The sequence below is a fragment of the Isoptericola sp. Y541 genome (assembly GCF_059445465.1).
Map to the genome: position 1 here is coordinate 236,821 of NZ_JCAIUJ010000004.1, position 10,470 is coordinate 247,290.

Genomic DNA, 10,470 nt, shown 5'->3' on the forward strand with positions numbered 1-10,470 from the left:
CCGAATGATCGATGTGGAGCGTGCGATGGCGAATGACTCCTCCCCGTCCGAGCCGAGACGAGCGGTCGTCGCGGGGTGGAGCGGGTTCATCGGCCGGGCCGTCGTCGACGACCTCGCGCGGCGCGGGTACGACGTCGTCCGCGTGGGTCGCGCCGGCCCCGACGCCCCCTGGTCCGACACCGGCGCGCTGGCCCGCCTGGTCGACGGCGCCGACCTGCTGGTGAACCTGGCCGGCAAGAGCGTCGGGTGCCGGTACACCGACGCGAACCGGGCCGAGATCCTGCGCTCGCGCGTCGCGACCACGCGGGCGCTGCACGACGCCGTCTCCCGCGCGGCCCGGCCGCCCCGGCTGTGGCTCAACGCCAGCACCGCCACGATCTACCGGTATGCGCTCGACCGCCCGCAGACCGAGGACGGCGGCGAGCTGGGCGCGGGCTTCTCCGTCGACGTTGCGCGGAGCTGGGAGCACGAGCTCTTCGCGGGCGACCTGCCGGGCACCCGGCGGGTCGCGCTGCGCATGGCGATCGTGCTGGGCGGGCCGGCGTCCGACCTGCTCGCGCGCGTGGCGCGGCTCGGCGTGGGCGGGCCGCAGCTCGACGGCCAGTGGTTCCAGCACCGCCGCTACCGCGGCATCGGCGACTCCCCCACCGGCGGCCCGGTGCCGATGCACCGCAGCGGCGGCCGGCAGAAGTTCTCGTGGATCCACGTCGACGACGTGCTGGGCGCGGTGCGCTTCATCGACGACGACGCGTCCCTGTCCGGCCCGGTCAACCTCGCGGCGCCGCACCCCGTCGACAACCGGACCCTCATGGCGGAGCTGCGCCGCGCGGTCGGGATGCCGCTCGGGCTGCCTGCCCCGCGCTGGCTGCTGGAGCCCGCGCTGTGGGCGCTGCGCAACGAGTCCGAGCTGCTGCTCAAGAGCCGGTGGGTGCTGCCCGCGCGGCTCGAGGAGGCGGGGTTCACCTTCCGGTGGCCCGACCTCGGCCCGGCGCTCGACGACGCCGTGCGGGGCACGCGCGCGGGCACAGGTGTGGGCACAGGTAGAGGCGCGGGTGTAGGAACAATGGCGACAGCTCCGCACGCGAGGCCAGGAGGCCCCCGATGACACGTCCCGCGACACATCCCGCTGACCCGCCGACGGACGACGCCGCGTTCGCGCAACGCGTCCTCGACGACGGCCGCTATATGGTCCTCGCCTCGGCGGACGCCGAGGGCGTGCCGTGGCCGACCCCCGTCTGGTTTGCCCGCGAGGGCCGGGAGCTCGTGTGGGTCTCCCGGCCCGCGACCCGCCACTCGACCAACATCGGGGCGCGAGCCGCGGTGGGCGTCGTGGTCTTCGAGACCCCCGTGCCCGTCGACGGGCGGCCCCGCGCGGTGTACGCGGAGGCCGAGGCCGGCGAGGTGCCGGACGCCGACCGCGAGCGCTGCCTCGGCATCTTCGACCGCCGCTCCCGCGCCGAGGGCCTCGGCCCCTGGCCGGTCGAGCGCGTCGTCGCGCCCGCCGAGCTGCGGCTCTTCCACGCCGTCGTGTCGCGGTTCTTCGTGCTCGAGCCCGACCGCGACGTCCGCCGCGAGGTCGAGCTCGACGGGTAGCTGCCGGGCCGGCCGCCGCCGCTCACGCCGTCAGCGCGACGACGGCGACCGCGACCGCCAGCAGCACGTCGAGCACGCAGCAGAACTCCGCCAGCGACCGGCCGACCACGCGCCCGGTGCGGTGGTGGTACGCGTCCCACGCCGTGTGCCCAAGCAGCCCGACGGCGACGACCAGCCCGCCCGCGGTCACGTCCGCGCGGACGGCGAGCAGCGCGGCGGCCCCGAGCACGAGCATCGCCGCGGCCTGCAGCGGCAACGACCACGGCGGCCGGGCGTGGCCGAGCGCGAGCCCGAGGACCGCGAGCACCACGGCCAGCCCGATCATCCAGACCGTGGGGTCGAGGTCGGTGAGCTTGGCGAGGCCGATAAGCACGAACGTCACCCCGAACGCCGCCCACCCCGCGCCGGGCCGCCCCAGGGCGGCCGCCGCCAGGTAGACGAGCCCCGAGGCCGCGAGCACCGGGGCGACGTCGCGCGCGTCGGCGAGCCCGTACATCGTGCCGGCCGCGACCAGCACGCCCAGCGCCGCGGGCCACACCCTGGCGAACGTCGAGCGCCGGGCGTCCGCGGGCCTCGTCAGGCCGCGCGCCTGGTCCTGGGTCATGGTCGTCTCGCTCCCGAGTGACTGAACAGTGTGGTTGAACCGCGTGTGGTGAACCGCTGACGATCGAGTCGATAAACTGTACATTCGCGTTCGAGTTAGTGGAAGGGTCGGCCGATGACGACACCCACGCCCGCGACGGGCGACCTCCGGCCTGCGACCGCGCACGACGCCGGGGCCGTCGCGCACATCTGGCGCGAGGGCTGGGCGGACGCGCACCTCGGCCACGTCCCCGAGGCCCTCGTCTCCGCGCGCACCCCGGCGTCGTTCGACCGACGGGCCCGCGACCGCGTCGCGGACACCACCGTGGCGGTGCGCGACGGCGCCGTCGCCGGCTTCGTGATGGTCGCCGGCGACGAGGTGGACCAGCTCTACCTCGACCGCGCGGCGCGCGGCGGCGGCCTCGGCGGCGCGCTGCTGCGCCGCGCGGACATGTTGATCCGCGCGTCCGGGCATCGCCGCGCCTGGCTCGCCGTGGCGACGGGCAACGCCGCGGGACGCCGCTTCTACGAGCGGCAGGGGTGGGTCGACGAGGGCCGGTTCGCGCACCGGGCGCCCGTGCCCGGCGGGGCGGTCGAGGTGGACTGCCGCCGGTTCGTCAGCCCGGAACCCTCGGCCTGACGTTAACCTGGCCACCCCTGTCCGATATTGGAGGTGCCCGGTGGCCGCGACCCCGGCCCAGACCCCGCCCCAGACCCGGTCGAGCGAGCGGGCCGGTGGTGGCCCGGATCGCGCCAAGCGCGCCGACGCCGTCCGCAACATCGAGGCGATCGTCGACGCCGCCATCCGGTTGCTGGCCGTGGATCCCGACGCGAGCGTCAACGAGATCGCCAAGGCCGCCGGCGTCGGCCGGGTGACCCTCTACGGCCACTTCGACTCCCGGGCAGCCCTCGTGCGCGAGGTCGCCGACCGCGCCATCGCGCAGACCGAAGAGGCGCTGGCGCAGGTGGACCTCGAGGGCGACCCGCGCGACGCCCTCGGCCGCCTGTTGGTGGCCAGCTGGCACCTGACGCACCGGTTCGGGGCCCTCGTCGTCGCGGCCACCCAGGCGCTGCCGCCCGAGCAGATATACCGCGCCCACGAGGGACCCTTCGCCCGCGCGCGGAGCGTGCTCGAGCGCGGGCGAGCCGCCGGCGAGTTCCGCGACGACATGCCGCTCGACTGGCAGCTCAGCGCCGTCCAGGCGATCCTGCACGGCGCCTCCGCGGCCGTGCACCGCGGCGAGATCAGCGCCGACGACGCGCCGGTGCTCGTGCGCGACACGGCGCTCGGCGCCCTCTCCGCCTGACGCCACCCTCCCTGCCCCCGGCGGACGCATGAACCCCTTGTCGAACAGAGATGTTCGAGTTAACGTTACTTGGACACCCATGTTCGGGTTATCGAAGGGACCGCCATCATGACCGCGCCAGAGAAGACCGCATCGGAGCCCTCCGCCGCGCCCGACCCCCGGCGCTGGCGCATCCTCGGGCTGCTCGGAGTCGCCCAGCTGATGCTGATCGTCGACGTCACCGTCGTCGCGATCGCCCTGCCCGACATGGGCGCCGACCTCGGCCTCGACCGCGCCGGGCTGACCTGGGTGGCGAGCGTCTACGCGCTCGTGTTCGGCGGCCTGATGCTGCTGGGTGGCAAGGCGGCGGACGTCGTCGGCCCGCGACGCATCGTGCTCGTCGGCCTCGGGCTGTTCACCGCCGCCTCACTGCTCGCGGGGCTGTCGGGCAGCGCCGAGCTCCTCCTGGTCGCCCGCGCCCTGCAGGGCGTCGGCGCCGCGGCGATGTCCCCCGCGGCGCTGTCGGTCATCGTGCGCACGTTCAGCGGCGCCGAGCTCTCCCGCGCCCTCGGCGTGTGGTCGGGGCTCGGCGGTGCGGGCGCCGCCGTCGGCGTCCTCCTGGGCGGCGTCCTCACGTCGGGCCCAGGCTGGCCGTGGGTGTTCTACGTCAACGTCCCCGTCGGTGCCGCCCTGCTCCTCGCGCTGCTCCGCTGGGTGCGGCCGACGCCCGGGGCGGGCGGCCGGCTCGACGTGCTCGGGGCGGCCCTCGCCACCCTCGCGACCGGCTCCCTGGTGTACGGCCTGGTCGCCGCCGGCGACCAGGGCTGGCTCAGCCCGCACACGCTCGTCGCGGTCCTCGGCGGGCTCGTCGGGTACGCGCTGCTCGCGGTGCGCCTGCGGACCGCCGCCGCGCCGCTCCTCGACCCGGCGATGCTCGCGCGGCGACCGGTGCTGCGCGGCCTGGGACTGATCTTCGTCGCCACCGCGCTGATGATCTCGGTGTTCTTCCTCGGCTCGTTCACCCTGCAGCAGCTGCACGGCTACAGCCCGCTGGAGACGGGGCTGACCTTCCTCCCCGTCGCGGTCGCCACCATCCTGGGCTCGACCCTCGCCGGGCGGGCGCTCCCCCGCTGGGGCGTGCGCGTGGTCTCCGTGGTCGGACTGCTCGTCGCCGCGGCGGGTCTCGCCGCGGCCGCCGGGATCTTCTCGATGACGGTGCTCGTGGTGGGCATCAGCGTCGCCGGGTTCGGCGTCGGCGCCGTGTTCGTCGCCGCAGCCGGCAGCCTCTTCTCCGCCGTGGCGCCGCACGAGGCCGGCGTCGCCTCCGGCGCGCTCAGCACCTTCCACGAGTTCGGCGCCGCCACCGGCGTCTCCGCCGTCTCCAGCGTCGCCGCCGCGGCGCTGCTGGAGCCGGGGTTCGACGCCTTCGCCACCGGCTATTGGTTCGCCGCCGCCGTCGCCGTCGTGGCCGGCCTGCTCTCCTTGGCACCGCCCCGCGCTCCGGCGGAGTAGATCGCCTACCCTCGGGGGGTGCGAGTACGTGCGATCGACCTCGTGGACGTGCTCGTCTACCTCGTGGTGCTGGGCGCGTTCATCCAGCTCTTCCCCCAGGTCGTCTCCGAGTCGTTCCTGATGTCGCTGCTCACCGCGATCCTGCTCAAGGTCGTGCTCGAGCTCGTGGTGCGGGCGAAGGCGAGGGCCGTCGCCCGCATCCGAGCGGCCCAGACCCCCGCCGGCCGCGTCGTGAGCACAGTCGCTCTGTTGGTCGTGACCGCCGGCAGCAAGTTCCTGGTGCTCGAGCTGACCGACCTGGCGTTCGGCGACGCCGTCCAGCTCGGCGGGTTCTTCCAGGTGACCGGGCTGATCGTCGCCCTGATGCTCGCCCGCGCCGGGACGCGGTACGTCCTCGAGCGCAGCGATCGGCCGGAACCCGCAGCCTGAGAGAGGTCGCGGCCACGCAGGTATGTGTGGGACTCGCTAGCGTCGGCTCATGTTCGACGACTTCCGACTGGAACAGGTCACGCTGAGCGAGGTCACTCTGCGCGTGCGCCACGGCGGTGAGGGCACGCCGGTGGTCCTGCTGCACGGGCACCCCCGGACCCACACCACGTGGCACGACGTCGCCCCTCGGCTCGCGCGGGAGCACACCGTGGTGTGCCCCGACCTGCGGGGCTACGGGGAATCGACGCTGCCCCCGGACACCCCCGACCACGCGCAGTCCAGCAAGCGGGCCATGGCTCGGGACGTGGTCGAGCTGATGGACACCCTGGGCCACGACCGGTTCGCCGTGGTGGGTCACGACCGCGGCGCCCTGGTTGCCTTCCGCACCGCCATGGACCACCCCGGAAGGGTCACCCACCTGGTCGTCATGGACGGGCTGCCGGTCGTCGAGCACCTCGAGCGCGCCGACGCCCGCTTCGCCCTCGCCTGGTGGCACTGGTGGTTCCTCGCCCAGAGCGACAAGCCGGCGGAACGCGTGATCAACGCCGACCCGGACGGCTGGTACCGCACGCCGCCGCCCGAGGACGTCGGGCCGGAGAACCACGCCGACATCTGGGCAGCCCTGCAGAACCCCGCCGTGGTTCACGGCATGTGCGAGGACTACCGCGCGGGCCTCGGGATCGACCGTCGCCACGACGAGGCCGACCGCGACGCGGGGCGCCGTGTCGGCTGCCCGACGCTCCTGCTCGAGTCGGCCCACGACGACCTCGACATCCACGGCGATCCCGCCGCCATCTGGGAGCCGTGGCTCCAGCACCCGATCCAGCACCGCGTGATCGATTCCGGTCATCACCAGGCGGAGCAAGCACCCGAGCAGGTGGCCGACGCGCTGCTCGGGTTCCTCGGTCGCCGCCCCTGACCGAGGGTCAGCCACGCCTCGCCGCACTCTGTTCGGCGAGCTTCTGCAGGAACTTCGGGAACCGGCCCGCGCCGAAGTCGTAGTAGCGGGCCCACTGCGGCGTGATCGCGATGCGCGCCATCTGGTCGTACATCTCCCGGCAGGCCTGCTCGAACTGCGCGGCGGCCTCGTCGTCCATGCCCTTGCGGGACGCAGCGAGGTACTCCTCGGCCACGCCGTCGACGACCCGGATGTCGACGCGCCCGCGCACCGACAGCGACCGGGCCGCCGTCCCCGAGTCGCCGGCGTCGATGGTCAGCGCGGCCTCCGGGCGAGCCGCCAGCGCGGCGACCTTGGGCGCCGTCGGGTGTGTGGCGATCACGAACTGCCCGCCGGTCCAGAAGAAGCCGACCGGCACCACCCGGGGCGTGCCGTCCTGCGCGACGTAGGCGACGTGCGCGGCCGAGGGCGAGTCGAGCAGCTCCCCCGCCGCGGCCAGCTCGCTGTCGATCTCGTGCTGATCCATGACTGCGTCCTCTCCGTCGGGTCGGCGCCGGTCGCCGCTCCCGTCCCTGGGACGGAGCCGCCCGCGCGTTCTCGACATCGTTCTCGACATCGAACCGCATCCACGACGTCCCCACCCACGGCGCAGTGCGCGTTGAATGGGGCCATGACCGGGCGCCGCGCAGGCGCCGACCGCGAGCACATGGAAGGCAACGACATGACGACACTGGCCATCATCGGCGCGGGCCCCGGGCTGGGGCTGTCCGTCGCCCGACGCTTCGGCCGCGAGGGCTTCTCCGTCGCGCTCGTCGCGCGGAACGCCGCGAAGCTCGACGACCTCGTCGCCCGGCTGCACGACGACGGAATCACCGCCGCCGGGTTCGTCGCCGACGCGCGCGAACGCGCGGGCCTGACGGACGCCCTCGATCGGGCGGCCGTCGAGCTCGGCCCCGTCGAGGTGCTGCAGTACAGCCCCGTCCCCGCACGCGAGTTCATGAAGCCCGTGCTCGACACCACGGCCGACGACCTCGCCGGCCCGCTCGAGATGTCCGTGCTCGGCCCCGTCGCCGCCGTGCAGCGCGTGCTGCCCGGCATGCGCGAGCTCGGCCGCGGCACCGTCCTCTTCCCCAACGGCGGCAGCGCCGTGCGCCCGCGCGGCACCCTCACCGGCACGTCCATCGCCTTCGCCGGCGAGAGCGCCTACGCCCAGCTGCTGCACGACGCGCTCAAGCCCGAAGGGATCCACGTCGCCCAGCTGATCATCCCGCTCGGCATCGGCGGTGGGGAGCCCGACCACGACCCCGACGTCCTCGCCGACCGGCTGTGGGGCCTGCACGTCGAGCGGGGCGAGTTCCGCACCTTCGTGCGGCCGCTGGAGTGATCTGCCGGGTGCTCAGCCCAGCTGGTCAGCGGGGCGCAGCAGGATCTCGATGACGACCAGGTGGCGCGAGCCCGCGAGGGCGAACGCGAGACCTCGGCGACCTCCTCTTGCTGCACGGTGGCGGCGTCATAACCCCGCTGCACGGCCTGGCGGGCTCACCCGGGGCACGGACGAGATGTGGATCGTCTCGTCGGGTACCGAAATCGTTGATACTCCGCGGTCCCGCCGAGCCAGCCGACGGCGCCCGCCAGCGTGGATTCAGTCGGGCAGCGCCGACTCCGCCGAGGTAGTCCCGACTAGCTCCAGCAGCGCCGACTCTCGAAGCTCGCGTTCGGGGTCGGCCTTGCCGTCGACGAATGCGAGACCTTCCTCCTGCAACACCTCGACAGGGTCCCGGTCGTCGTCCGTGTCCGTCCATACGAAGCCCGGCGAGACGGAGCCGTCGCCCTTGAGGACGCGGTAGCCGTTCGCGCACTGCGGGCACTGCGGGCACTGCGGGCACTGCGGGCACTGCGGGCACTGCGGCAAATGATTGCCCACCGCTTGCGGAGCAGTGCCGACGGCGGCCGCTAGGCTCCCGTAGGTAGTCCAGCGCCCCCTCGGGTAGCTCCTCCAGGATCGCGTGCAGCCCCGACCAGTCGTACCGCGTGCCCGCGCTGGGCTTCTCCCCCGTGAACTGCGCCCGCACGTCGTCCAGGTGGCGACCGTCGGCAAGGCGCCAGAACTTCCAACCGTTGGTCGCCCACCCGCGGAGCGCCCTAGCGGCGCCGGAAGGCGATGAGTACAGCTGACCGTCGACTGCGATCAGCCCGTCGGCGCGGATCACGGCATCGTGGCTCTGCCACTCGCCGGGGCGTGGCGTGATCGGCGTGTTCGGCTCCAGCAGTCCTGCCGCGATCAGGTGCTTGAGCTCGACCCAGTCCTTCGCTTTCGCCTGCGGGTCGACGACCTCGCCCTGATGGCCCTCCGGCGTCGGCCACACTGCCAGGAGCACGCGGGTCAGCTCCGCGGTGCGGGCGTCGATCGCCGCCTCGTCCCAGTCCCGGTCCACGGCATCGAGGATGAGGCGGCCCGTCATGTTGATCGTGTTGTGCTTCAGGAACGCGGTGCGCTTCTGCACCCACCCGGAGTTGGAGACCTTTGGGTTGAGCCGGTCCGTCAGGAGAGTCAGGTTGCCGAGCCGGTGGACGTGCGCAGCACGCTCCTGCTCGGCCTCGACTCCGTCGACCGGCCAGTGCTCAGTCCACTTCTGCGGAAGGACGTGCTCGATCGGGTATCCCGTCCGGCCGAGCTGTGGTTGCTTGGTCTCCGCGCGGTACTGGTCCTCGATCGCCTCCAGGAGCATGCGGAGCCGTGCCCTGCGGAAGTGCCGGTACACCGGCTCGATCGCGAGCGCTCTGCGAACCTCGTCGTCTCCTGGCCAGTAGGTGCTTGTGACGTTCAGCCGTGTCAGGTGTGCGACGACACGTTCCGCAAGCTCCTCCGCAGGGTCTGCCGAGTGGATCTTGATGACCTCGGCAACGACGCGCCCCAGGTCGGAGTTCGTCAGTCGCAGGAGGATACGTCGGATGACCCAGCTCTCGGCCGCCTCCACCACCTCGTCGATGGCTGCGGCGCTGAGTCGGCGAGACGGGTCGTTCACCCAGATGAGCAACGGCTTGAGCACCTCGATGCCGTTGGCGCTCATGCGATAGAAGGCCAACTCGACCCGGTCGAGCTGGCGATTGGGGTCCTGGGCGGCGAGCGTCCACGACTCGTACTGGAGCGCCTGCCCCTTGATGGTCGGCAGCAGGTCCGCCATCGTCTGCCCCGACTCGTGCTCGACGTAGTGCTTGAACCGAGTGAAGGTGGACTGCGGGCTGATCTCCTCGCCGGTCCGCGCGACGAGCCACTGGTTCATGAAGAGCGAGCTACGTCCGATGAGGTAGCGCCCGACGCTGACGTCCTTTTCCCAGAACTTGGACTCGAACGGCCAGTCCTCGCTGTAGGCCTTGCCAGTGTCACCACCTTCGCTCCGCAGCCGCTGGAAGACGTAGTTGCGGATCCGGTCCGCAGCCGTCAGCGGAGTGCCTCGGGCGTTGAGGGTCTCGAAGATCTTCTGCGAGTTCTCCGCCGCCGTCAGGTCGATCGTGACGAGCTGTAGCCCACGGGTCAGCACCGTGGCCAGCGCATCTGCACGAAGTGCGAACTGCGCATCCTCCGGGTCACCGAGCCACTGATGGACCTTGCTCGCAAAGTATTGGTGCGCACGTGCCAGCTTGGACTCGGCGTGCTTCAGGTCGCCGTACGCAATCGGGGCATCGGCCGACATGACCTCGTCAAAGGCCCCACGGTCACGGTTGGCGTGCCGGAGCTTCAAGCCGCTCTGGCCCTGCTGGACGTAGATCGGGTCATTGTGCGTCAGCCGCTGCAGCTGCGCCGACAACACCTCCGAGCGGGCGTCATCGAGCACGGTCCCCGCGGCGTCCATCACGAGCTGGAGCGTCGTCAGGCGCTGCTGTCCATCGATCACGTCCCGCGCGGCGATCGTCCCGGTCGCGCTCTCCTGTGCCTGCACGACGATCGCACCGAGGAAGTGCGTCACGTTCAGGTACGGCTGACCGAGCCGCAACTCGGCCACCCGACGGACGTCCTGCCACAGCGGCTCCCACTGCTCCGCCTCGTCCCACACGTACGGGCGCTGGAAGAGCGGGATCGCGAAGTGTTGCGGAAGGCCGAAGATCTCCATCGGTGTCCGGACGAAAGTCTCCACGGGCACCATCTTGCCGCGGTACTCGCAGAAGCGC

General features: G+C 72.6%; 11 protein-coding genes. 8 read left to right on the forward strand and 3 right to left on the reverse strand.

Features of this window, described 5'->3' with window-relative positions; genetic code table 11:
• Positions 1 to 25: 25 nt before the first annotated feature.
• Together AC1C2V_RS11305 and AC1C2V_RS11310 are read left to right on the forward strand one after the other, a co-directional pair.
• Complete coding sequence (locus AC1C2V_RS11305) at positions 26 to 1,105, forward strand: epimerase (RefSeq protein WP_495389710.1); 1,080 nt, start codon at positions 26 to 28, stop codon at positions 1,103 to 1,105.
• A complete protein-coding gene (locus AC1C2V_RS11310) occupies positions 1,102 to 1,593 on the forward strand; it encodes a pyridoxamine 5'-phosphate oxidase family protein (protein WP_495389711.1) in 492 nt (163 codons plus the stop codon). Before AC1C2V_RS11305 ends, AC1C2V_RS11310 begins: the two co-directional genes overlap by 4 nt.
• A gap of 22 nt (positions 1,594 to 1,615) precedes the next feature.
• Here the strand turns inward: AC1C2V_RS11310 and AC1C2V_RS11315 are convergent, their stop codons facing one another.
• Positions 1,616 to 2,197: a hypothetical protein gene (locus AC1C2V_RS11315; protein ID WP_495389712.1), complete on the reverse strand. Its 582-nt coding sequence runs from the start codon at positions 2,195 to 2,197 to the stop codon at positions 1,616 to 1,618.
• Between the two features lie 114 nt (positions 2,198 to 2,311).
• Between AC1C2V_RS11315 and AC1C2V_RS11320 the strand changes: the two genes are divergently transcribed.
• From AC1C2V_RS11320 to AC1C2V_RS11340, 5 genes are all read left to right on the forward strand, one after another.
• Positions 2,312 to 2,815, forward strand: coding sequence for a GNAT family N-acetyltransferase (locus AC1C2V_RS11320; protein ID WP_495389713.1), 504 nt, complete (start codon positions 2,312 to 2,314; stop codon positions 2,813 to 2,815).
• A 40-nt stretch (positions 2,816 to 2,855) separates the two neighbouring features.
• Entirely contained in the window at positions 2,856 to 3,482 is a 627-nt protein-coding gene (locus AC1C2V_RS11325; RefSeq protein ID WP_495389714.1) for a TetR/AcrR family transcriptional regulator, read from the forward strand.
• A gap of 108 nt (positions 3,483 to 3,590) precedes the next feature.
• A complete protein-coding gene (locus AC1C2V_RS11330) occupies positions 3,591 to 4,973 on the forward strand; it encodes an MFS transporter (RefSeq protein WP_495389715.1) in 1,383 nt (460 codons plus the stop codon).
• An 18-nt stretch (positions 4,974 to 4,991) separates the two neighbouring features.
• A complete protein-coding gene (locus AC1C2V_RS11335; protein WP_495389716.1) occupies positions 4,992 to 5,402 on the forward strand; it encodes a hypothetical protein in 411 nt (136 codons plus the stop codon).
• Positions 5,403 to 5,451: 49 nt separating this feature from the next.
• Positions 5,452 to 6,321: an alpha/beta fold hydrolase gene (locus tag AC1C2V_RS11340; RefSeq protein WP_495389717.1), complete on the forward strand. Its 870-nt coding sequence runs from the start codon at positions 5,452 to 5,454 to the stop codon at positions 6,319 to 6,321.
• A 7-nt stretch (positions 6,322 to 6,328) separates the two neighbouring features.
• On the opposite strand, the gene AC1C2V_RS11345 is transcribed toward AC1C2V_RS11340, so the two are convergent.
• Positions 6,329 to 6,826, reverse strand: coding sequence for a pyridoxamine 5'-phosphate oxidase family protein (locus AC1C2V_RS11345; protein WP_495389718.1), 498 nt, complete (start codon positions 6,824 to 6,826; stop codon positions 6,329 to 6,331).
• Between the two features lie 144 nt (positions 6,827 to 6,970).
• Here AC1C2V_RS11345 and AC1C2V_RS11350 point away from each other — a divergent pair, with 144 nt between their 5' ends.
• The gene (locus AC1C2V_RS11350; RefSeq protein ID WP_495389719.1) at positions 6,971 to 7,684 is read left to right on the forward strand and encodes an SDR family NAD(P)-dependent oxidoreductase; all 714 of its coding nucleotides are present in this window, start codon (positions 6,971 to 6,973) and stop codon (positions 7,682 to 7,684) included.
• 25 nt (positions 7,685 to 7,709) lie between these two features.
• On the opposite strand, the gene AC1C2V_RS11355 is transcribed toward AC1C2V_RS11350, so the two are convergent.
• Positions 7,710 to 10,436 carry a DUF4357 domain-containing protein gene (locus AC1C2V_RS11355; RefSeq protein ID WP_495389720.1) on the reverse strand — a complete coding sequence of 909 codons (2,727 nt, stop codon included), beginning with the start codon at positions 10,434 to 10,436 and terminating at the stop codon, positions 7,710 to 7,712.
• Positions 10,437 to 10,470: the final 34 nt, after the last annotated feature.